Below are 21185 nucleotides of genomic sequence, written 5' to 3'. Positions count from 1 at the left end.
TCACACCGGTTGGATCTCGCTGGGTCGCCAGCTCTTGTCGAAGAACGACTGGAGTGGGTTGTAGAAGCGCAGTGTCACGAAGTGGCCCTTGCCCGGAATCGACTGCAGCCAGTTCGACTCGGCTCCCGCGGGTGCAGTCGGCCCGATGTGGATGGTGGTCGTGCCGTCATCGTTCGTCTTGACCGTGCCTGACTGGCTGCCGAACGAGGGCTTCGGCTGGTCGGTCTGCAGCATGGAGCGGGTCTGCCGGTCGTAGAGGATGACGGACCAGAACCTGCTCTGCGGGATGCCGGCCGGCAGCGTGATCTCGTAGCTGCGCGCCCCGTCGAGGAACGCGCCGTCCGCGTCCCGCATCGCGATCAGGTACTGCGACCCGATGCCGGTCAACCGCATGCACATCGCGGGCGTTATGCCCGTGTACGGGTAGAGGAACGCGATCCGCGAGTTGATCTTCCGTGCACCATCACCTTCCTCGGGCATGACACCATCCGGCGTGATCTGAGGCGGCGGCGCCAGGAACTCGTAGCCGCCGACGAACAGCATGTTCATCCACTGAGACTCGGGGTAGTAGGCGAAGCCTTCTTCGTCTCGGGGTGCGAACGAGATCGTGCGAGCGGTCGCGTTGCCGACCACCAGCGCGTCTTGCAGCACACGCCGCATCCGCTCGTCGGGCGCGAAGTCGCGTCCCTTTGAGATGCCCACCTCTGCCAGCATCCCGAGCAGTTCGGGATCGCCGGAACCGACGGGCTCCTCTTGTATCAGCCGATGCAGCTTCTCCCAGAATGACCAGTCGTTCTGCGGCACTGTGTTGAACGCCACATGCGAGCCCTCGACGAATCTCGTCTCCCCGGGCGATTGGGGCGCCGCCAGAGGCGCCTCTCCAGCGAGGAATGAGGCTACCGACGTGCCCGCGCCACCAGGTGCGTATTGCGAGATTCGCAGGCCACCGCGGATCGCATCGAGTGCAACCGCGGGGTCGTTGTCGATCATGAAGGCCCGCAGCAGCAGGATCGCTCGTGTCGTGCGGCATTGCGACACGTAGAACCCGCCCTCGGGCAGCGGGCCGTCGTATCCCGGACCGACGATCAGGTATCTTCCCCCCGTGCCACGGTCGGGTCCCGGCAGCCCCATGTCGGTGACCCACCGGAACCACATGTCATCGACGGTGCCGAGGAAGCCTGAAGGTGCCGCGATCGCGGGCACGTCGACGACCACCGGGCCATGGGTCAGGTCGACGAACCCGAGTGCGTAGATCGTGTCGGTGTTCGCTGTCAGGAACACGGATGCCGAGTCCATCAGCTCCGAGAACAGCAGGATGTCGTTGTCCTCCACGCCGACAGAATGGAAGCCATCCCGCAACGCGACCAGCGACGCTCCCGCGTAGCCGTCGACGAATGCCTTGACGCCGTTGACGAAGTCCCAATTGTCGTAGACGAGGTCCGCCGTCGCCGCGCTCGGCGCGCCGTCGTCGAACTCGAGTGGTCCGATGCGACTCGGCAGGCTGTTCGGTGTGCCGATTGAATCGAGGGTCTCGGCCGAAAGACCGGGTCGCAGCATGCTCATTGCTCTGGTTCCTTACGGGTTGGCTGTCACTTGGCTTGGGCGGCCTTGAGCTCGCGGCCATGCACAGTGAGCGCGTAGATGATGAGGATGTCGACGGCGAGGAGGATCAGCGACAACCAAGGCTGTGCGGACAGCAGGGAGAGCTGGCCGAGAGCGTTGAGTGCTACGAGGATGATGGCGATCACCCTCGCCCACGTTGCGCCCGCGATGAGCGAGATGCCGACGAAGATCAGGAGGGCGCCGGAGATCAGGTGCCACCACCCCCAGCCCGCGACGTCGACCATGAAGAGGCCTGACGTCGTCAGAAAGTAAGAGCTGTCGGGTCCGATGACGGCGGCCAGTCCGAAGATCAGGTCGATCACGCCCCCGATGATCAGGAGCACGCCGGCGAAGATACCCCAGCCGGTCCAGCCCGTTACGGTCACGTCGTTGCTCATGATGGTTTCCTTCCTATTGAGATCTGTTGGGCGCAGCTCAGATTTTGAGGTTCTGCTTGGGTACGACCACTTGGCGGATGATCAGCAGCAGCGAGGCGATGACCGGGAGCGCCAACAGCACTCCGATCACGCCGAGCATCGCCGCGCCCGCCATCGCTCCGATGAGGACGAGCGCCGGTGGGATCGAGATGGCCTTCGTCATCACCCGCGGGCTGACCACGTACGACTCCACCTGGATGTAGACGAAGTAGGCGATCAGGAAGATGAGCGCCTGCGTCGGGCTGGAGAACAGCGCGACGACCGTCCCCAGGACGAGGAAGATCAGCGACCCGAACAGCGGAATGAAGGTGATGATGAACGCGATCAGTGCCATCAGCGCCGCGTATGGCAGGTCGAGCAAGAAATAGATGAAGAACACGACCACGCCGTTCAAAGCAGACAGCGTGAGCGACCCGAGCAGCGAGGCGCCGACCGACGCGGTGACCTGTTCCGTGAGTCCGGCTACTGTGACCCGGTCGCGAGCGGGAACGAGCGAGTAGAGCGCCTGCTTCATACCTTCGAGCGACGCCAGGAAGTACAGAGTCAGCGCGACGATGATGAAGCCGGCGGATATCGCGTTGAACAGTCCCGCTGCGGCGGCGAGCACGCCCCCGCCGATCGCGGCGATCGTTTCGGGCTGGTGAAGTGTGTCGGCGATCGTCTGAAGCCCCCCGGCCACCGCGACCTGGAGGTCGATCGACAGCGCGTTGAACCAGTCGGACTGGACCATCTCGTCCACTGCCTGCGGCAGATGCTCAACGAACTCCGCGAACTGCGTGACCACCGGCGGCAGGATGAACACCAGGAATGCAGCGGCCACCAGCGCGTAACCTCCGAACACGATGGCGATGCCGGTGCCACGCTTCATGCCGCGCCGCTCGAGTGTGCGCACGATCGGGTCGAGTCCCAGCGCGACGAACATGGCGAGCGCGATCTGAAGAAGCAGCGTCGTGATCGACCCGAGTGCCACCCCGACGATCAGAGCACCGAGAACACCGAGTGTGGCGACGAACCCGATCGTCAGCGGTCGCTCCATCAACGCGAGGATGCCGCGCCGCGGCGCAGGTTGCGGCGGCTCGGCAACGGACGGCCCGGTCTGTGGGTCGACAGCGACTGGTGTGTGACCTCTGCTGCCGAGCCCGCGTCGTCTGCGGCGCGGCCGACCGTCGGATTCGCTCATGCGGGACACTCTGGCCGTCCGCAATACGCGCCGCGTCACGCAGATTGTGCGAAATGCGTCATGTCACTCCGTACGCACGCTCGCACCCGTGTCCGCGAAACCCGTCACCGCGAGAGGCGGCGATGGCTTTCATGCGATCTCCATGATGTGGGTGATCTGCGCGGTGTGTGCAATAGGCAGGAGCCGGCGCGATCTTCCGCGTGGCCTGCATGCGAAGTGAAAGGTTCACCATGTCTGACACAACCAGCACTGACGATCGTCCCGTTCTCGAGCTCCTCGCCCGGATGACCGCCGACTCCGTGGAGTCGTCCAGCCTCGATCCAGAGACGCTCGTCCTTGTGCGCATCGCGGCGTTGGTGGCCGTCGATGCGGCACCGGTGTCTTACGCACTCAACCTCAAGGTGGGAGGCCTCGTGGGCCTCGACGTCGACAGCCTGCGGGGAGTACTCACAGCGATCGCCCCGATCGTCGGCACGGCGAAGGTCGCCGCCGCGACCGGAAACATCGTCAAGGCGCTCGCCGCCGAGATCGCTCTCGAGGAGCTCGAGATCGCGGAGCTCGAGGACGAGTACGAGGATGAGGACGACGACGCCGTACAGTAGATCGGCCGCCCGCGCACGAGCACACCTCCTTGAGCATCCGCCCACGGGTCACTAGGCTTCGGGCGTGCGGCAGGAAGCCCCGGTGCTCGCGCCGCCGGAGGTCGAGCTGGATCGTCAGCTCCTCGACGCGAAGCTCGCCCCTCCGCGGTTCACAGCACGGGGCGCTGTCAGTCGCGCCGACCTCATCGACCGCGCCCGATCCAGCTCGCGCCGGGTGGTGAGCGTCACGGCACCTGCCGGCTACGGCAAGTCGACCTTGCTTGCGCAATGGGCGGAGACGGAGAAGCGACCAGTCGCATGGATCTCGCTCGACAAGTTCGACGACGATCCCATCACGTTGCTCACACTCATCGCCGCCGCATTCGCGGTGATAGCACCGTCCGCCGCGCGTCTCTCGGCGGACGTACGACGCCTGGGTGGCTCACCACTGGGACGTGCCGCGCCCGTCGTGGCCGCCACACTGAAGTCGAGCCGCTCACCGTTCGTGATCATCCTTGACGACCTGCACGTACTCAAGAACCCCGAGTGCCACGACGTGCTCAGCGTGGTCATCGCGGGCGTTCCGTCGTCGTCGCAGCTCGTCGCTGCGAGCAGGGGGGATCAGCCGCACCTCGTGCAGGCCCGCGTGCACGCGGATTCTTTCGAGATCGCAGTCGGCGACCTCGCATTCGACGCCGCGGGTGCGCGCAGGGTGTTCGCCGGCGCCGAGCTTCCCCTCTCGCACGAACAGGCCGAGGAGGTCATCCAGCGCACCGAAGGGTGGCCGGTCGGCGTCTTCCTCGCTGCGGCCATCACGCGCGATGGCGGGGAGATGGCCGTCAGTGGCGAGGATCGCTTCGTCGCGGACTATCTCTACCGCGAATCGTTGATGAATCTCCCCGCGCACCAGCAGCGGTTCCTCCGCCGGAGTGCGGTGCTCGATCGGATGTCCGGAGCGCTGTGCGACGCGGTGCTCGGAACGGACGACGCGCAGAATGTCCTCCGAGAGCTGGAAGCGTCAGACGTCTTCCTGGTGCCTCTCGACCGCCGTCGAGGGTGGTATCGGTATCACGACCTGTTCCGCGAGTTCTTGCTCAGCGAGCTCCGCCGCGTCGAGCCGAAGGCGAGCGTCGAACTGCATCTGCGGGCTGCCGATTGGTTCGAGCAGAACGGATCGCCCGCGATGGCGATCGAGCATCTTCTCAATCTTCCGACCGAGCACGCAAGGGCCACACGTCTCATCTCCATGACGGCGCTTGCCACGCACCAGGCCGGCCGGATGCGGACAGTCCAGCGGTGGTGCGCGTCGCTCGGCGATGAAGCGGTCGAGGAGTACCCGCCTCTGGCGGTGATCGCCGGGTGGATGGCCGTGCTGACAGGCCGCACGAACGAGGCCGACCATTGGGCGACGATCCTGGATCACGCTTCGTACGACGGCGTGCCGGATGACGGCACGGCATCCTTCGGATCAGGCTGGGCGATGCTGCGGTCGTTCATGTGCGTCGAGGGCCCGGCCCGCGCGCTCGAGGACGCGAAGCTGAGCGTGGCGACGGAATCCATGTCGAGTCCGTGGCGCGACCAGGCGCTCTATCTTCTCGGCGAGGCCTGGCTGCTGGTCGGGGAGTTCGATGCTGCCGACCAGGCATTCCGCGATGGCTCCGTCGCGGCTTCTGCGCAGGGCAACACCGACATCGTCGTCGGATGCGAGATGGAGCTCGCGGTCTTGACGATGAACGGTGGTCGGTGGGTAGAGGCCTCCGAACACGTCCAGATCGCGATGACCGCCATCGATGAGCAGAGCATGTCCGACTACTCGACATCGGTGCTCGCCTTCGCCGAGTCGGCACGGTTGGCTCTGCATCGGGGCGATCTGGCGGACGTGCTGCACCAGCTCACCCGGGCGATGCGCGCGCGCCCGGACTGCACGTACGTGATGCCGTACCTCGCGGTGCGGAGTCGCCTGGAGCTTGCGAGGGTCTACTGGGCATTGGGCGACCAGATCACGGCTCATCACCTGGTTCGAGAGATCGACGACATCCTGCTGCGTCGGCCGAGTTTGGGAACGCTCATCGAAGACGTCGATCAATTCCGCACGACAATGGCATCCAGTCGCGACGACAACGTCGTCGGCGGCCCGCCACTGACCCCGGCCGAACTGCGATTGCTGCCCTACCTGCAGACGCACCTCTCCATCCGCGAAATCGGGGAGCGGCTGTTCCTCTCGCGCAACACTGTGAGCACTGAGGTCGGGTCGGTCTATCGCAAGCTGGGCGTGTCGAACAGGAGCGACGCCGTCGAGCGCGCGACGGAGGTGGGCTTGCTCGGACCTTAAGGGTGCACCGCGCCAGTCACCCTGCCGGTGTCTTCGTCGTAAAGGTCGTGACCGAGCACGATAGCGATCCTCGGTGCGGCCGCAACGGCCCGGGGGAGTCCGACCACCGTGACCACTCCCTCGAGAACGTCGACGATCTCACTTGCGCTCGCGCCAGCGCTGATCGCCGCGTCGACCTGCGAGGCGAACGACGCCTCGGACGCACCCATCGCCACCAGCGCGGCGACCCGCGAGAGAGCCAGCGTCTTCGCGTCGAGATCGAGCCTGGTCCGTGACGAAGGCACGGCGTCCGCTAGTCCGTCGTCGTTGAACGCCAGCCGACGAAGCCGTTCCGTGTAGTCCACAGGTCCCTCACCTTCTGCGGTATGCGCGCCCAACCAAGTGGACGACAGATGCGATCGGACGGCATCACGCAGATGAAATGAACCACCCGCGCCGTCGCTCCGTACGCGGTTTCACGCGATGCGCGTGATGTAGGCGCACGCGGGCGGCGCCAGTCTGGTCATCACGCCAGCCAACGGAGGTAGTCACCATGTCGAGTACAGCTGCGCCCACGACGGACCTCACCGACACATTGCCGTCTCCCTCCGACTTCGCCACCCGCATGGAGCACGGCCGCGCGGCGCGGCGCCGGATCCCTCGCTCCGCCCACGAGGGGTGGGTGCCCGCATCCGATCGCGTGGACGACTACGCAGCGTTCGCGGATGCTGTCGCATCGGGGCGCCTTCCGGGTGCCGGCGTCGTGGTCTGAAGACGCGCGCATGGACGATTCAGCCAGCCGGGAGCTGACGCGCCGCCAGCGTCGACGGTTCATCCTGCGCGGTCTGGCGCGGGCAGCGCTCATGACCGTCCTGCTTGTGGCGGTCTATTTCGTCGTGCCACTCGACTGGATCGGTGCCATGCCCGTCACTGTGATGCTGGCCGTGGCGCCCGTGATCCTGCTCGTCGTCGCAGTGTGGCAGATACGCGCGATCCTGCGGTCCGAGCAACCGGGCCTGCGCGGCATCGAGGCTTTGGCGATCATCGCTCCGCTGTATCTTCTGCTGTTCGCCACGACCTACTTCCTGATGTCGTTCGACGACCCGTCGAGCTTCACCGCCGACCCGATAACGCGAGTAGATGCCCTGTACCTCACCGTCACCATCTTCTCCACGGTCGGATTCGGCGACATCAGCGCCGCGAGCCAGACCGCACGGATCGTCGTGACGATCCAGATGATCCTGAACCTGATCGTTCTCGGCGCCGGCGTGAAGCTGCTCACCGGTGCCGTCAAGCGCGGTCGCGAGACGAAGGACTCCGAACCAGAGCCCGAGGTGGGCCCGACTGACTGACGGACAGCCTCTGCGGGTTGCGATTCCTTGAGAACGCTGCGATCGCAGTGTCTCGTAGGCAGAACGGTGGCGGAGGATGGGGGATTCGAACTCTCGTTTTCGCGAGCGCCAATGGAGGGTTTTGCCGCGTAATTCCGCGGTTTTCGGAGCGACGCGATTGGACACGCCTGCGTTAACAGACCCCAATCTGCACGGCGTGTCGCGCTCAACTGTGCCAGTAGATGTGTCGCGATCCGGCTCGCTCCATTGGTCGAGCGCCCCTCGCGGTGGCGTTGGGACCTGCCTGCCTGCGGCTCGCCCGGCGCTCGATCGCCGGGCGCCGCCTGTGCTTCCGCCCGGTGCCGCGTGAGTGCGCGGCACCGGGCGGAAGGCGGGTGCGGCCCTTGTCTCAGTCCTCGCCGAGTCCGGCGGCCGAGACCGGCTCGTCGCCGGCTTCCGCGAGATGTTCATTGAGCAGGCGCAGGTCGAACAGTCCCTCGATCGAGCCGTCCTTCTGCGTGCCGGCCTGGATGCCGTCCTCGACGAGGGTTTCGAAGGTGTCGGCGTGCGGGTCGACGGAGAACGTGACGTGCTCCAGGGCGCGTTCGATGACGGCGTCGGCGAGCGGCTTGCCGGTCTCCTTCTCGATCGCACTGTTGATCACGGCAGGAGCCTGGTCGGCGTTGTCGGTGATCCACTGCACCGCCGCCTGGTGGCCTTCCAGCAGGTCGGCGACCACGTCGGGGTGCTCGTCGAGGAAGTCGTTGCGCACCAGCAGCACCGTGGTGGGGAACTCGCCGTCTTCCCAGAGGTCGGCCTCGTCCTGCAGCACGTGGGCGCCGGCGTCGATGATCAGCCGGGACACCCAGGGTTCGGGCAGCCAGGCGCCGTCGAGCTCGCCCTGCTGGAAGAGCGTGAGGGTCTGCGCGTTCTCGGTCGGGGTGATCTGCACGTCGCCGCCGCCGGAGGTGTCGGTGACGAAGCCCTCGTCGGCCAGCCACACCCGGGCCGCGACGTCCTGCGTGTTGCCCAGCTGCGGCGTCGCGATGGTGGTGCCCTCCAGGTCGGCCGGGGTGTCGATGCCGTCGCGGACCACCAGCGCGGCACCGCCGGTCGCGGCGCCGGCGATGATGCGGGCGGACTCGCCGCCTGACTGGATGAAGGTATTGATCGACGGGTTCGGGCCGATGTAGGTCGCATCGATCGCACCCGCCGACAGCGCCTCGATCGCCGCCGGGCCGGCGTTGAACACCTGCGTGGTGACCTCGACGTCCTCACCGAGCGCGTCGGCGAAGAGGCCCTCCTCCAGGCCGACGAGGGCGGGCGCGTGGGTGACGTTCGCGAAGTAGCCCAGCCGCAGCTCACCCACCGATGGGCCGGCGTCGGCCGCGTCAGTGGTCTCGGCCGGTGCCCCGGCGGCGGAGGCGCAACCGGCCATCATGGCCGCAACGAGTCCGAGAGACGTGATTGCTGTCGCGGTACGGAGTTTGTTCACGGTGTCGCCTTCGGTCGGCATTACTCGGGTTGGGGTAACTGCGCGGTCGCGCACTATCGGGCAGCGGTTCACGTCGCCGGGCCGGGACGCTACAGGGAGCCATCGGCGACAGTAGGAGCGTCCAAGCCGCCGATCTAGCCGGGTCGTCAAACCGAGAAACCGAGCGTCATCATCTGTCACCCGAGTTGCATTCGGAATTGCGGGTGGAGGCATGGCGAGTATGTCTTCCGCACCAGCGCTGTCCATTGTCACGCTGGGCAGATCCGGACTGGGCGACTCGTGGACCGACGATGGGTGAGGTGCCACGGAAGCGAGCTGGCGCGGCTCCCCTTGTTCCTGTGTGACGTCGCGTGTCGCCCTGTCGCGGCGTGTTTCGTCGGAACGTTTTACCCGGTCAGCGGCCCGACCAGCATGACCGTATGGTCACCCCACTCATCTCGGCGACCCAGCTCGCCGATCTCATGCGCGGCGGCACACCGCCGCGGATCCTCGATGTGCGCTGGCGCCTGGATCGGCCCGAGGGCCGTCCCGACTACCTCGACGGGCACCTGCCGGCAGCGGTCTACGTCGACCTGGACCACGAGCTTGCGCGGCGCGGCGACCCGGCTGAGGGGCGGCATCCGCTCCCGCCGCGCGAGCAGCTGCAGGCCGCCGCTCGGCGGTGGGGGATCCGCGCCGGCGATACGGTCGTGGCCTACGACGACGTGCACTCGGTCGCCGCCGCCCGCGCCTGGTGGGTGCTGACACGATCCGGAGTCGCCGACGTGCGGGTGCTCGATGGCGGGCTGCGGGGCTGGCTCGCGGAGCGACTCCCGCTCGAGACCGGCGACGTGCTGCCGCGGCCGCCGGGAGACATCGTGCTCGACGAGATCACCGAGGGCGTAGCCGACATCGATGGCGTCGAGGAATGGCCCGACCACGGCCTACTGCTCGACGTGCGCGCGCCCGAGCGGTATCGCGGCGACAGCGAACCGCTCGACCCGGTCGGCGGGCATATCCCGGGCGCCGTGAACCTGCCGACGACCGTGCACCTGTCGGCCGGGAAGTTCCGCTCGGCGGACGAGATCCGCGCGGAGTTCGCCGCCGCGGGCGTGCGAGATGGTGTCGCCGTGGCGGCGTACTGCGGCTCGGGCATCGCGGCGACTCACACGGCCCTCGCCGGCGTGATCGCCGGCATCGATGTGGTGGTCTATCCCGGCTCGTGGAGTCAATGGTCCCGCTCGCGCGGCCGGCTGGTCGCCGTCGGCCCGGCGCCCTCGCTGGACGTGGTGCCTCAATGACCGCCCCGGTCATCGTCGGTGATGGTCTGCACCCGAGCGGACCTCGTCACGCTGCAGCTGTCCGGTCGCACTCCACCCACCGGCAGGCGAACGCCTGTATCCCGGGTCGCAGCGACCGTCTGGGTGGGAACAGCGACCAGGACGCGCCTGACCCATCAGTGACTTGCTTGGCATGGCTCCCGACGGTGGTCACAGAGGCGCGCGTCCGAACGAGAAGACCGTCCGGCGCCGGAGCGCGAACCCAAGACGCTCATACGCCCTGATCGCGTTCACGTTCGACGCTGCCGCGTGCATCAGGGCACGGTCGCCGCGCTGCTGAATATGGAAGGCCACGTCGAGGACGAGCCGAGATGCCAGACCCTGGCGCCGATACGCGCTGTCGGTCGAGACGGCACTGATCTCGGTCCAGCCCTGCGGGTGCAGGCGCTCGCCGGCCATCGCAACCAGGCGACCGTCCCGGCGAATGCCGACATACCGGCCCAGCTCATGGGTGCGGGGGCGGAAGGGTCCCGGCTGGTTGCGTTCGACTATGGCCAGCATGTCGGCGACGTCGTCCGGCCCCAGGACGACGGCCTCCGCATCCGGACGCGGACGCAGCGCGTCGGTCTCGACGAGCTGCACCCCCTCGCCGCCGCCCAGGTCCTCCCAGCCGGCCGGGAACGGGCGTTCGGCTGCGGATAGTCCGACGGGCGCTCCAGGACCGACGAGATCGCGCAGTGCGTCCCAGACATCGGGGTTGGACCACGTGCGCACTGCCACGAACGGCGCGACGTCCTCGGGGTACCGCCGGACCAGGTCGTTGCCCTCGGCGAAGCCGGCGTGCGGGCCGGTCAGTGAGTGCCACGCAGGGTTGTCGAGCACCGTGGCGTCCGCGTGCGGGGCGACGGCGCCCCCCGGCTTGTCGCCGGCGGAAGCCGTCGCGCCGTCGGTGGAGGCGAGGACTGTGTCTGACATGCGTCAAGCGTGCGAGACCGGCGCCGACGTCGCCAAATGCCGGCGTCATCGCACGCAACGAGCCTGAGCATCGTTTGGCACCGCGCCATCTATGACGCCGCGCGACCCCGCCGATGGGGGCATTCAGCGGACGCCGTCTATGGTCAAGCACGGCGGAATTGCAGCAGTGTCAGCGAAGTCGCCCGAACGAGCTCTACAACCGAGGAGACCCCCGTGCCCAGCCAGTTGGAAGACGAGGCGCTGCAGTTCGTCCGCGACCTCATCCGGATCGAGACGGTGAACACAGGGGTTGCGGCCACCATCGGCGACGGCGAGACACGTGCTGCCATCTGGGTGCAGGAGCGTCTCGCCGAGGTGGGCATCGCGTCGGAGCTCGTCGAGTCGCGTCCCGGACGGGGGTCGCTCATCGCTCGTATCCCCGGACGCGATCGGGATGCGGGAGCCCTGTTGGTGCACGCGCACCTCGACGTCGTGCCGGTCGAGGAGAAGGACTGGACTTTCCCGCCCTTCGGCGCCGACATCGAAGCCGGCTACCTCTACGGCCGCGGCGCCGTCGACATGAAGAACTACGCGGGCACGATCGTGGCCGTGGCGCGTCACTTCGCGCGCGAGCAGATCGTGCCGCGACGCGACCTGGTGTTGGCGTTCCTCGCCGACGAAGAGAGCGGCGGGGTGTGGGGCGCCGGGTGGCTCGTCGAGAACCGCCCCGAGCTGTTCGCCGGCGTCACCGAGGCGCTGAGCGAGGTGGGCGGGTTCTCCGTGCCGCTGTACGCCGACCCCGCCGACGAACGCCGCGCGTACCTCGTGGCCACCAGCGAGAAGGGCGTCGCATGGTCGACGCTGCGCGCCCGCGGCCACGCGGCCCACGGCTCCCGACCGACCGACGACAACAGTGTGGTCCGACTCGCCCGGGCCGTGGCGGCCGTCGGCGAGCACCGGTTCCCGGTCGTGCGCACGCCCGCGCTGCAGCGCTTCCTGGATGTCTTCGGAGCGGCCCGTGGGCTCGCGTTCACCGACGAGTCGCTCGCTGACGACCTCGAGAGCCTCGGGTTCGTGTCGTCACTCGTCGGTGCGACGACGCGCAACACCGCGACCCCGACGGTGCTCGACGCCGGCGACAAGACGAACATCATCCCGGCGGAGGCGTCGGCGCGCCTCGACATCCGCATTCTGCCCAGACAGGACGACGCTCTCCGTGACGGGCTGCGCGAGCTCGTCGGCGACGGCATCGACATCCGCGAGGGCCGCTGGTGGTCCGCGACCGAGGCGCCCGTTGATGCGCCGATCATCGACGTGCTGCAGGAGGCGATCGCCATCGACGATCCTGATGGCGTGGTGGTGCCCTACCTGCTGCCGGCGAGCACCGACAACAAGCACTTCGCGAAGCTCGGCATCCACGGCTACGGGTTCGTGCCGCTGCGCGTGCCTCGCGACTTCGACGTGTTCGCGCAGTTCCACGCCGCCGACGAGCGGATCCCCGTCGACGCGCTGCACTTCTCGGCGCGGGTCACCGAACGGATACTTCGCACCGCCTAGAACGACGGATGCTTCCGCCCTTCCGTGCGGCGAGGGCCGAAGCATCCGTCATTCCGGTGGCGCGATGGTCACTCGGCGGCCGGGGCCTCGGCGGTGGGGCCGCCGGACTCCTTCCACGAGGGGAAGCCGCCGTCGACATGCGCGACGTTCGTGAAGCCCTTCGCGCGGAGCTGCTCGGCGACGGGGCCGGAGCCGTTGATCGTGCCGCACACGATGACGATGTCCTGGTCCCAGTCCGTGATCTCGGCGAACTTCTCCGGCGAGTCGATGAGGAACTGCGCGTCGAGGTTGTTGCGGTCGCCGCGGATGGAGCCGGGGATCACGCCGTCGCGCGCCCGGCCGGCGTCGCTGCGAACATCGACGACGAGCGCTCCCGCCGCGGCGCGTCCGGCGGCCTCCTCGGCGGTGATGAGCGGAGCGTCGAACGTGGGCTCGGCCGCGGTGTCGGTGGTGTCGGTCATGGCGGGTGATCCTTTCGGACGGACGGATGTCGGGACGGACGGGTGTCGCTTCTCGGCGTCACGCTACGGGCTCACCGCTAGCGACGGCGCACGGCGTTGTCATACGGCGCCACGATCCGTCATGCGCGGACCCGGGATCGTGCGGTACCGGCCGGTTCGACGTGATGAGGAGAAGGGGATCGCGATCAGAGGGTCAGGCAGCGAATTCCGCGCGCTCGCCCAGCGCGGGGAGCCCGAGGTTCTCGCGCAGCGTCGATCCCACGTACTCGGTGGGGTAGACGCCGCGCTCTTGCAACTCGGGGATGAGCCCGTCGACGATGTCGTCGAGTCCTTCGGGCACGAGGTACGGCGAGACGTTGAACCCGTCGACCGCTCCCGCGTCGACGTACTGCACGATGCGATCAGCGATCGACGAATAGCCGCCGACGAACGTGCGCAGCGACGACCGCTTGATGACGAACTCTCGGATCGAGAGGCCCTCGGCGGCCGCGCTGTCGCGCCACTCGCGGGCCGTCTCGAGCGCGCGACGGCCCTGGAACAGCGACCCACGCTGCCCGTCGACCTCCTCGACCACCGGGTCGATGTCGGGAAGCGGGCCGTTGGCGTCGTACTCCGACAAGTCTCGGCCCCAGATCGGCTCGAGGAAGCGGATCGCGGTCTGCGGCGACACCTGCGCGCGCGTGACCCAGTCGGCCTTCTCACGAGCCTCGCTGTCGGTGGCGGCGAGGATGAATTGCGCCCCCGGGAAGAACTTGAGCTCGTCCACAGCCCGCCCATGGGCGGGGAGGCGGCGGCGCAGGTCGGCCGCGAACGAGATCGCGTCCTCCAGGCCCGGGTGCGCTGAGAAGATGACGTCGGCACTGGATGCCGCGAACTCGCGGCCCTCGTCGGAGTCCCCTGCCTGGAACAGCACCGGCCGCCCCTGCGCGCTCGGCGGCAGCGGCGCGGGTCCTTCGAACGAGACCAGCTGATCGGCGACCGACACCGGCGTACCGACCCCATCGGCACCGGCGTCCCACAGCCGCTGCGCGGCGACCACGAACTGCGCTGCGCGGCGGTAACGGTCGGCGTGCTCCAGGTACCCGCCGCGGCGGAAGTTCGCGCCGGTCCACGCGTTGTCGGTCGTGACGATGTTCCAGCCTGCGCGGCCCTCGCTCAAGAGATCGAGCGAGTTCAGGCGCTTCGCCAGGTCGTACGGGTCGTTGTAGGTCGTGTTCTGCGTCGCGACGAGGCCGATGCGCTCGGTGACAGACGCCAACGCCGCGAGCTGCGTCTGGGCGTCGGGACGACCGGCGATGTCGAGCTCGTGGATACGGCCGAAATGCTCGCGCAGGCGCAGTCCCTCGCCGAGGAAGAAGGCCGAGAACAGCCCCCGCTCGGCGGTCTGCGCGATGCGGCGGAACGACTCGAAGTCGTACTGCGAACCGCTGCGGTCGCTCGACCAGATGGTGCCGAAGTTGACCCCCTGGAAGAAAACACCGAACTGGATGCGACGGGACGTGGTCATGCGAACTCCTTCACGGCGGTGGTGGCGTAGCGGCTGAGGCTGCGTTCAAGGCCGAGGGCATCCCGGAGGGTCTCGCCCGCCCGCGGTGAACGGAAGCCGATCCGCTCTTGCAGCGCCGGCAGCACTGCGCGCCCAACCTCTTCGAGATCGACGTCGAGCTCTGCGACGTGCAGGCGTACACCGTCGACGGATGCTGCCAGCCCGGCGATCAGCGCGACCAGACCATCCGCGTCGCCCGCGTAGCGCAGGCGCCCGGCGTCCGTCCAGCTCCCGAGGGCGTCGAGCCGCCGAGCCGCGGACACGGCGCGCGCGTCAAGCACCACCTCGACCTCGGCCCACACGAGCGGCGCACCCGCGGCACGCGCGCGGGATGCAGCATCCGTGATCTCCGCCGGACCGCTACCCGTGACCAGCGTGACGTCCGCGCCCGTGGTGTCGGCGGGCGCCACCACGACCAGCTGCCCTTGCGGGGGCCGGGGCGTGATGAGCGGACCCTTCACCAAGAAGCTCTCGCCCTCGAAGTCGACGTAGTGGAGCTTGTCGGCGTCGAGGTAGCGGCCGGTCGCGGCGTCCTGGATGACGGCGTCGTCCTCCCACGAGTCCCACAGCCGGCGAGCGACCTCGATCACGTCGTCGCGCTCGCGGCGGAGATCGTCGTCCGAGAGCGCCTCACGACCGTAGGCGGCGGCTTCACGCGTGGTTCCCGAGGCCGCGGCGATCCAGCCCGCGCGCCCGTTCGAGGCCCAGTCGAGGCTCGCGAGCTGCGTCGCCACGTGGAACGGCTCGCTGAAGGCGACGTGCGCGACCGGCACGAGCCCGATGGCCGACGTGAGCGGAGCGAGGAACGCGGCGCGCTGGACGGCATCGAGCCGCGCGACCGAGTCGGCGACCGGCAGCGGCGAGTCGTCGAACGTCACGGCGGTGAAGCCGAAGCGCTCGGCGGCCGCGCCGCGGGCGGCGAGGCGGCGTGGCGAGAGGGTGCCTGATGCGGCGCCGGAAGGGGAGTGGGCGCCGTCGGCGTCCAGCTCGAGGGCGACGGCGAACGGGGTGTCGGACATGCGGCCACGGTAGGTCTCGCCAGGCGGATCCCGGCCGCGCGAGTCGCCCGATTCCGGAGTGTGACGCCGCGTTGCACTCCGTCACGATCCGTGTCATGGCGGGGTCCGCCGGGCTGGGCGGCGGGCGAAGCCCTGCCCTACCTTCGGCCTACCGGCGCACCGACCTGCACCCCTCGACCCGCGCCCCGACCGAGGAGCACCCCATGACCGACACACTTCCGCGCCAGGCCGGCGCCGCAGACGCTGCGCCGTCGCCCGCGGCGTCGTCGCGCGTCGACCTCGGCGACCTGCGCGTGGTCCACACCCGCCACTGGTTCCGGTGGTCGATCGGCATCGTCGTGCTGTTCGTGGTCGCCCAGTTCGCCTGGTCGCTGGTCACGAACGAGAACTACGAGTGGGACGTCTTCGCCCACTACTTCCTCTCGGAGCCCGTGCTGCAGGGCGTCGGCATCACGCTGGCGCTCACCGTGACATCGGCGACCATCGGCTTCTTCCTCGGCACCCTCCTCGCGCTCGCCCGTCTCGCGAAGTCGCCGCTGCTCAATTCGGCGGCCTGGGTGTTCATCTGGTTCTTCCGCTCGGTGCCCCTCGTGGTGCAGATCATCGTCTGGTACAACCTCGGCTACCTGTATCCGACGCTCGGCCTGGGCACCCCGTTCACGACGGACTTCTGGATCGTCGAGTTCCCCACCGTGCAGCTGATCAGCGCTTTCGCCGCGGCGATCCTCGGACTCAGCCTCAATCAGGCGGCGTACTCGGCGGAGATCATCCGCGGCGGCCTGCTGTCGGTCGACCAGGGCCAGCTTGAGGCGGCCGCGGCACTCGGCATCCCTCCGCGCCGCCGGCTGACCCGCATCATCCTGCCGCAGGCGATGCGGTCCATCGTGCCGAACGCCACCAACGAGGTGATCGGCCTCGTCAAGGGCGCGTCGGTCGTGTTCGTGATCGCGATCCCCGAGGTGTTCTACGCCGTGCAGGTCATCTACAACCGCAACAGCCGCGTGATCCCGCTGCTCCTGGTCGCCGTGGTCTGGTACACGATCATCACCACGATCCTGAGCATCGCGCAGTACTACATCGAGCGGCACTACGCCCGCGGCACCGTGCGCGTGCTGCCCCCGACACCCGTCCAGCGTGCGCGCCACTGGATCGCCGTGCAGTGGGCACGTCTCGGTGACAGCGACGCCTCACCACCTCCTCTGGAGGGGACGGATGCTGCGCCCCCGGCCACTGCGGCATCGCAGAGTTCGAGCAACGACGCGAAGTTCGGAGGCCGCTGACATGACCACCACCAGCACGGAGCCCCCCGCCGGGACCGCCACGCGCGGCCTCGTCGAGATCCACAACGTCCACAAGAGCTACGGCGGAGTCGAGGTGCTGCGCGGCATCGACCTGACCGTCCAGCCGGGCGAGGTCGTCGCGATCCTCGGGCCGAGCGGCTCGGGCAAGTCGACCCTGCTGCGCACGATCAACCACCTCGAGAGCGTCGACCGCGGCTCGGTCACGGTCGACGGCCAGCTGATCGGCTACGAGCTGCGCGGCGACAAGCTCTATGAGCTGCGCGAGCGCGAGGTGCTGGAGCGCCGCACGCAGATCGGCATCGTCTTCCAGAACTTCAATCTCTTCCCGCACCTGACCGCGCTCGAGAACGTCACCGAGGCACCGGTCGCCCTCGGCCGGCTCTCCAAAGACGACGCCCGAGAGCTCGCCCTCGGCCTTCTCGACCGCGTGGGGCTCGCCGACAAGGCCGAGCACTACCCCCGGCAGCTGTCGGGCGGCCAGCAGCAGCGCGTCGCGATCGCCCGCGCCCTCGCCCTCAAGCCCAAAGTGATCCTGTTCGACGAGCCGACCAGCGCGCTCGACCCGGAGCTCGTGGGCGAGGTCCTCGACGTCATCCGCGACCTCGCTCAGCTCGGCACGACCCTCGTCATCGTCACCCACGAGGTCGGATTCGCCCGCGAGGTCGCCGACCGGGTCGTCTTCCTCGACGGCGGCCGCGTCATCGAGCAGGGCCCGCCCGCCGAGGTCCTCGTTACACCGAAGCACCCCCGCGTTCAGGACTTCCTCGCGAAAGTCCTGGCCTGAAACCGAGATCTCGACATCGAGTCCTCATCCGAGAAAAGGAAGCAATCACATGGCACTGAGTAAGAAGCAGGGCATCGCGATCGGTGTCGGAGCCGTCGCGGTGGCCGCGATCGTCGGCGGCATCGTCTGGGGCGTCAACCAGAACCAGCCCGCCGAGGCCGCCGCCGCCCCCGAGAAGACTGAGGAGTCGGCGAACGTCACGACCGACGAGATCCAGTGGGTCCGTCTCGACGAGCCCGTGGCCGAGGCGGTCGAAGCGCTCGAGGCGAGCGGGTTCGAGCCGGTCGAGCCGGGCAAGCTCACCGTCGCGCACTCGGCTTACGTGCCCCCGCTGGGCTACATCCCCGAGGGTGAGACCGAGGCGGCCGGCACCGAGCCGAACATCGGCGCGCTAATCGCCGACGCGCTGGGCCTCGAGTACAACCCGGTCGTCGTCGCGTGGGCGGACTGGCCCCTCGGCATCCAGTCCGGCAAGTACGACCTCATCACCTCCAACGTCACCGTCACCGAGGAGCGCAAGGAGCTCTACGACTTCGCGAGCTACCGCGAGGACCTGCTCGGCTTCTACGTGAAGTCCGACAGCGACATCCAGAAGATCGAGGAGGCCGCTGACATCTCCGGCCTCACCATCGCCGTCGGCTCGGGCACGAACCAGGAGCAGGTGCTGCTCACCTGGAACGAGGAACTGCAAGCCGGCGGCGAGGAGCCGGCCGAGCTTCAGTACTTCGACGACAACGCCGCTACCGTGCTCGCGCTGCAGTCAGGCCGCATCGACGCGACCTTCGGGCCCAATGCCACCTCCGCGTGGTCCGCACGTGAGACCGGCGACACCAAGCTCGTGGGCCTTGTGCCCGGCGGTTGGCCGCTGACGGCGAACATCGCCGCCGCGACGGCCAAGGGCAACGGCCTCATCGAGCCCGTCAGCATCGCGCTCAACTACCTCATCGAGAACGGCCAGTACGACGAGGTCCTGAAGATCTGGGACCTGGAGTCGGAGCGCGTCGAGACGAGCGAGATCAACCCCGCAGGACTGCCCAAGTCCTGATCGTACGAACCCGGCCGGGCCTGCTGAGAGCGGGCCCGGCCTCTTCCCTCCGCGCACCACCCAGGAGCTCCTCGTGTCCCACGTCCCCCTCTCCGTCCTCGACCTGTCGCCGTTCGGAGCGGGGCAGACGGCCGCCGACGGGCTGCGCGCCTCGATCGCCCTCGCTCGGCACACCGAGCAGCTGGGCTACCACCGCTACTGGCTCGCCGAGCACCACTTCAATCCCGGCCTGTCGGGCTCCGCGCCGCACGTCCTGCTCGCGGCGATCGCCGCTGCGACCGAGCGCATCCGCATCGGCACGGCGGCGACCATCATCGGCAACTACTCGCCCGTGCAAGTGGCCGAAGCAGCGGGCGTCGTGGCCGCGCTGCACCCGGGACGCTTCGACCTGGGAATCGGCCGCTCCGGCAATCGCAGCGCGGCGCAGAGTCCGCCGATCGAGGATCCGGCCGAGCAGCGGGTGGTGGACGGGCTGCTCCTGCCGCGGCCGCGGCCCTTCGCATTCGAGTCCGAGCGATTCGTCGTCCAGGCGCGCCTGCTGGGGCGCACCGACGACGACGCCGACCGGTTCGAGCAGGACGTGGCCGACATCCTCGCCTTCATCGACGGAACCTACACCGCCCCGGAGACGGTGGCGATCCACGCCACTCCCGCCGAGGGAGCGGACATCACCGTTTGGATCCATGGCTCGACGGCCGGGCCGAGCGCCCGGCTCGCCGGCGAACTCGGACTGCCGTTCGGCGCCAACTACCACGTCGCCCCCGCCTTCATCCTCGACGCCGTCGCCGAGTACCGCGCGTCGTTCCGTCCCGGTCGCATCGCAGCGCCGCACGTGATCGTGTCGGTGGACGTGGTCGTCGCAGATACGGATGCCGAAGCCCGCCGGCTCGCCGCGGGTTACGGTCGATGGGTGCACAGCATCCGCGCCGGTCAAGGGGCCGTCCCGTTCCCGTCGCCGCTCGGCGCCAGCGTCAACCCGCTCTCCCACGAAGAGTTCGAGGTCGTGCGCGACCGCGTCGAGACGCAATTCGTCGGCTCGGCCGACAGCGTCGTCGAGCGGCTGGAGACGTTGCAGCGCGTCACGGGCGCCGATGAGCTGCTGGTCACGACGATCACGCACGATCCCGATGACCGCGAGCGCTCGTACGCTCTCCTCGCTGATGCGTGGGGGACCGCCGAGACGGGCGAGCGCGAACTGCGGGCTGCCCCGGCGGGGGTGCTCGCTTGAGCGTGGAATCGGTCGCCGTGACTGACGACAGGCCCGTGGCTGCGGCATCCGTCCCCGCTGACATCACCATCCGCCTGGTGCGCACCGAGGAGTACGAACGCGCCGGCGAGGTGACCGCCGAGGCGTACCTGTCGAGCTACGGGAAGCTCTCCGACGAGTACGTCGCCTCGCTCCGCGATGTCGCGACCCGTGTGCGCGGCGGCGACGTGTGGGTGGCCGTCGAGCCGAGCGGCGAGATCCTCGGGACGGTGTGGATCGCGCGTCCGAACCGGCCGCTCGCGGAGGTCGCCCGACCCGGTGAGACGGACTTCCGGCAGCTCGCCGTGGCTCCTGCCGCCCGCGGCCGAGGCATCGGTGAGGCGCTCACCCGTCACGTCATCGACCTCGCGCGCGAGCGGGGTTCGCACCGCGTCGTGATGAACAGCGGTCCGGGGATGACCGGTGCACACGCGCTCTACGCGAAGCTGGGCTTCGAGCGGCTGCCGGAGCGCGAGGGTGCGTGGGAGGTGCAGCCCGGCCGCTGGATCGAGCTGTACACGTTCGGCTACGACCTCGCACCCGAGCCCGCGGAGGCGTCGCCGGGCGAGCGAGCATGGAGGCTTGAGACCGTCCGCTGGGACGACCCGCGCGCTGAGGCCCTGCGCTCCGAGATGGACGGCGAGATCTCGCCCCGCTACGCGGATCGGCTGACGGACGCTGTACCCGCCGCCGAGGAGGCCCAGCGCGCGTTCGCAGTCGATCCCGGCACGATCGTCGCAACAGTGCTCGCCGTCGACGAGACGGGCACGGCGGTCGGTCACGCGGCGCTGCGGGATCTCGTCCACGACGGCACGCGCGACCTCGAGGTTAAGCGCGTGTTCGTGAAGCCGCGCGCACGCGGCACGGGCGTGAGCCGGGCACTGATGGGCGAGCTCGAGCGCATCGCGCAGGATCGCGGCGCGAGTCGCCTGATCCTTCAGACCGGTGACCGCCAGCACGACGCGGTGGTCCTCTACGAGCGGATCGGGTACCGCCCGATCCCCATCTTCGAGCCCTACAGGGCGTTCGCCTTCTCGCAGTGCTTCGCCAAGGAGCTTGCGCCGCCGGTGTGAGGC

The 21185-nt window shown here is 68.6% G+C and carries 20 protein-coding genes; 11 read left to right on the top strand and 9 right to left on the bottom strand.

Features of this window, described 5'->3' with window-relative positions:
- The 3 genes from MRBLMI12_RS03095 to MRBLMI12_RS03085 are packed head-to-tail and all read right to left on the bottom strand — an operon-like array spanning position 1 to position 3075.
- Positions 1–1563: a DUF1254 domain-containing protein gene (locus tag MRBLMI12_RS03095; protein ID WP_363353788.1), complete on the bottom strand. Its 1563-nt coding sequence runs from the start codon at positions 1561–1563 to the stop codon at positions 1–3.
- Positions 1564–1589: 26 nt separating this feature from the next.
- On the bottom strand, positions 1590–2000 hold the full coding sequence (locus MRBLMI12_RS03090; protein WP_363353787.1) for a DUF7144 family membrane protein: 411 nt from the start codon (positions 1998–2000) through the stop codon (positions 1590–1592).
- Between the two features lie 37 nt (positions 2001–2037).
- Positions 2038–3075: an AI-2E family transporter gene (locus tag MRBLMI12_RS03085; protein WP_363353785.1), complete on the bottom strand. Its 1038-nt coding sequence runs from the start codon at positions 3073–3075 to the stop codon at positions 2038–2040.
- 374 nt (positions 3076–3449) lie between these two features.
- On the opposite strand from MRBLMI12_RS03085, the gene MRBLMI12_RS03080 reads away from it, so the two are divergent.
- Both MRBLMI12_RS03080 and MRBLMI12_RS03075 read left to right on the top strand, forming a co-directional pair.
- Positions 3450–3821 (top strand): carboxymuconolactone decarboxylase, encoded by a 372-nt coding sequence (locus MRBLMI12_RS03080; RefSeq protein ID WP_363353783.1) that lies wholly within the window; start codon positions 3450–3452, stop codon positions 3819–3821.
- A gap of 64 nt (positions 3822–3885) precedes the next feature.
- Positions 3886–6132, top strand: coding sequence for a LuxR C-terminal-related transcriptional regulator (locus tag MRBLMI12_RS03075; protein WP_363353781.1), 2247 nt, complete (start codon positions 3886–3888; stop codon positions 6130–6132).
- Here the strand turns inward: MRBLMI12_RS03075 and MRBLMI12_RS03070 are convergent.
- Positions 6129–6476 carry a carboxymuconolactone decarboxylase family protein gene (locus MRBLMI12_RS03070; protein WP_363353779.1) on the bottom strand — a complete coding sequence of 116 codons (348 nt, stop codon included), beginning with the start codon at positions 6474–6476 and terminating at the stop codon, positions 6129–6131. The genes MRBLMI12_RS03075 and MRBLMI12_RS03070 overlap by 4 nt on opposite strands.
- A gap of 188 nt (positions 6477–6664) precedes the next feature.
- Between MRBLMI12_RS03070 and MRBLMI12_RS03065 the strand changes: the two genes are divergently transcribed.
- Positions 6665–6883 carry a hypothetical protein gene (locus MRBLMI12_RS03065; protein WP_363353777.1) on the top strand — a complete coding sequence of 73 codons (219 nt, stop codon included), beginning with the start codon at positions 6665–6667 and terminating at the stop codon, positions 6881–6883.
- Positions 6864–7463 carry a potassium channel family protein gene (locus MRBLMI12_RS03060; protein ID WP_363353775.1) on the top strand — a complete coding sequence of 200 codons (600 nt, stop codon included), beginning with the start codon at positions 6864–6866 and terminating at the stop codon, positions 7461–7463. The genes MRBLMI12_RS03065 and MRBLMI12_RS03060 overlap by 20 nt, the downstream gene beginning before the upstream one ends.
- A 388-nt stretch (positions 7464–7851) precedes the next feature.
- Here MRBLMI12_RS03060 and MRBLMI12_RS03055 read toward each other — a convergent pair whose 3' ends face one another.
- Complete coding sequence (locus MRBLMI12_RS03055; RefSeq protein WP_349428291.1) at positions 7852–8937, bottom strand: ABC transporter substrate-binding protein; 1086 nt, start codon at positions 8935–8937, stop codon at positions 7852–7854.
- A gap of 419 nt (positions 8938–9356) precedes the next feature.
- Between MRBLMI12_RS03055 and MRBLMI12_RS03050 the strand changes: the two genes are divergently transcribed.
- A complete protein-coding gene (locus MRBLMI12_RS03050) occupies positions 9357–10217 on the top strand; it encodes a sulfurtransferase (protein ID WP_363353773.1) in 861 nt (286 codons plus the stop codon).
- A gap of 189 nt (positions 10218–10406) precedes the next feature.
- On the opposite strand, the gene MRBLMI12_RS03045 is transcribed toward MRBLMI12_RS03050, so the two are convergent.
- On the bottom strand, positions 10407–11171 hold the full coding sequence (locus tag MRBLMI12_RS03045) for a GNAT family N-acetyltransferase (RefSeq protein WP_349428289.1): 765 nt from the start codon (positions 11169–11171) through the stop codon (positions 10407–10409).
- 36 nt (positions 11172–11207) lie between these two features.
- On the opposite strand from MRBLMI12_RS03045, the gene MRBLMI12_RS03040 reads away from it, so the two are divergent.
- Positions 11208–12707, top strand: coding sequence for a M20/M25/M40 family metallo-hydrolase (locus MRBLMI12_RS03040; RefSeq protein WP_363353771.1), 1500 nt, complete (start codon positions 11208–11210; stop codon positions 12705–12707).
- Positions 12708–12775: 68 nt separating this feature from the next.
- Here the strand turns inward: MRBLMI12_RS03040 and MRBLMI12_RS03035 are convergent, their stop codons facing one another.
- The 3 genes from MRBLMI12_RS03035 to MRBLMI12_RS03025 all read right to left on the bottom strand — a co-directional run bounded on the left by MRBLMI12_RS03035 (position 12776) and on the right by MRBLMI12_RS03025 (position 15733).
- Positions 12776–13168, bottom strand: coding sequence for a rhodanese-like domain-containing protein (locus tag MRBLMI12_RS03035; protein WP_349428287.1), 393 nt, complete (start codon positions 13166–13168; stop codon positions 12776–12778).
- A gap of 193 nt (positions 13169–13361) precedes the next feature.
- Positions 13362–14675, bottom strand: coding sequence for an LLM class flavin-dependent oxidoreductase (locus MRBLMI12_RS03030; RefSeq protein ID WP_349428286.1), 1314 nt, complete (start codon positions 14673–14675; stop codon positions 13362–13364).
- Positions 14672–15733 (bottom strand): LLM class flavin-dependent oxidoreductase, encoded by a 1062-nt coding sequence (locus tag MRBLMI12_RS03025; RefSeq protein WP_349428285.1) that lies wholly within the window; start codon positions 15731–15733, stop codon positions 14672–14674. The genes MRBLMI12_RS03030 and MRBLMI12_RS03025 overlap by 4 nt, the downstream gene beginning before the upstream one ends.
- A 203-nt stretch (positions 15734–15936) precedes the next feature.
- Here MRBLMI12_RS03025 and MRBLMI12_RS03020 point away from each other — a divergent pair, with 203 nt between their 5' ends.
- From MRBLMI12_RS03020 to MRBLMI12_RS03000, 5 genes are all read left to right on the top strand, one after another.
- Entirely contained in the window at positions 15937–17013 is a 1077-nt protein-coding gene (locus tag MRBLMI12_RS03020) for an amino acid ABC transporter permease (RefSeq protein WP_349428284.1), read from the top strand.
- A gap of 1 nt (position 17014) precedes the next feature.
- Positions 17015–17818: an amino acid ABC transporter ATP-binding protein gene (locus tag MRBLMI12_RS03015; RefSeq protein WP_349428282.1), complete on the top strand. Its 804-nt coding sequence runs from the start codon at positions 17015–17017 to the stop codon at positions 17816–17818.
- Between the two features lie 49 nt (positions 17819–17867).
- Complete coding sequence (locus tag MRBLMI12_RS03010; RefSeq protein WP_349428281.1) at positions 17868–18863, top strand: ABC transporter substrate-binding protein; 996 nt, start codon at positions 17868–17870, stop codon at positions 18861–18863.
- A 73-nt stretch (positions 18864–18936) separates the two neighbouring features.
- Complete coding sequence (locus MRBLMI12_RS03005; protein WP_349428280.1) at positions 18937–20091, top strand: LLM class flavin-dependent oxidoreductase; 1155 nt, start codon at positions 18937–18939, stop codon at positions 20089–20091.
- A gap of 17 nt (positions 20092–20108) precedes the next feature.
- Positions 20109–21182, top strand: a complete 1074-nt coding sequence (locus MRBLMI12_RS03000) for a GNAT family N-acetyltransferase (protein ID WP_349428279.1) — start codon at positions 20109–20111, stop codon at positions 21180–21182.
- Positions 21183–21185: the final 3 nt, after the last annotated feature.

Source organism: Microbacterium sp. LMI12-1-1.1, assembly GCF_040676455.1.
Taxonomy (GTDB): Bacteria; Actinomycetota; Actinomycetes; order Actinomycetales; family Microbacteriaceae; genus Microbacterium.
This window is presented reverse-complemented; position numbering and strand designations above follow the sequence as displayed.

What these genes read in the sequence shown, in the direction of transcription:
- MRBLMI12_RS03095 (WP_363353788.1), bottom strand. Translation starts at nt 1,563, where the DNA reads ATGAGCATGCTGCGACCCGGTCTTTCGGCCGAGACCCTCGATTCAATC.
- MRBLMI12_RS03090 (WP_363353787.1), bottom strand. Translation starts at nt 2,000, where the DNA reads ATGAGCAACGACGTGACCGTAACGGGCTGGACCGGCTGGGGTATCTTC.
- MRBLMI12_RS03085 (WP_363353785.1), bottom strand. Translation starts at nt 3,075, where the DNA reads ATGGAGCGACCGCTGACGATCGGGTTCGTCGCCACACTCGGTGTTCTC.
- MRBLMI12_RS03080 (WP_363353783.1), top strand. Translation starts at nt 3,450, where the DNA reads ATGTCTGACACAACCAGCACTGACGATCGTCCCGTTCTCGAGCTCCTC.
- MRBLMI12_RS03065 (WP_363353777.1), top strand. Translation starts at nt 6,665, where the DNA reads ATGTCGAGTACAGCTGCGCCCACGACGGACCTCACCGACACATTGCCG.
- MRBLMI12_RS03050 (WP_363353773.1), top strand. Translation starts at nt 9,357, where the DNA reads ATGGTCACCCCACTCATCTCGGCGACCCAGCTCGCCGATCTCATGCGC.
- MRBLMI12_RS03045 (WP_349428289.1), bottom strand. Translation starts at nt 11,171, where the DNA reads ATGTCAGACACAGTCCTCGCCTCCACCGACGGCGCGACGGCTTCCGCC.
- MRBLMI12_RS03040 (WP_363353771.1), top strand. Translation starts at nt 11,208, where the DNA reads ATGCCGGCGTCATCGCACGCAACGAGCCTGAGCATCGTTTGGCACCGC.
- MRBLMI12_RS03035 (WP_349428287.1), bottom strand. Translation starts at nt 13,168, where the DNA reads ATGACCGACACCACCGACACCGCGGCCGAGCCCACGTTCGACGCTCCG.
- MRBLMI12_RS03030 (WP_349428286.1), bottom strand. Translation starts at nt 14,675, where the DNA reads ATGACCACGTCCCGTCGCATCCAGTTCGGTGTTTTCTTCCAGGGGGTC.
- MRBLMI12_RS03025 (WP_349428285.1), bottom strand. Translation starts at nt 15,733, where the DNA reads ATGTCCGACACCCCGTTCGCCGTCGCCCTCGAGCTGGACGCCGACGGC.
- MRBLMI12_RS03020 (WP_349428284.1), top strand. Translation starts at nt 15,937, where the DNA reads ATGACCGACACACTTCCGCGCCAGGCCGGCGCCGCAGACGCTGCGCCG.
- MRBLMI12_RS03015 (WP_349428282.1), top strand. Translation starts at nt 17,015, where the DNA reads ATGACCACCACCAGCACGGAGCCCCCCGCCGGGACCGCCACGCGCGGC.
- MRBLMI12_RS03010 (WP_349428281.1), top strand. Translation starts at nt 17,868, where the DNA reads ATGGCACTGAGTAAGAAGCAGGGCATCGCGATCGGTGTCGGAGCCGTC.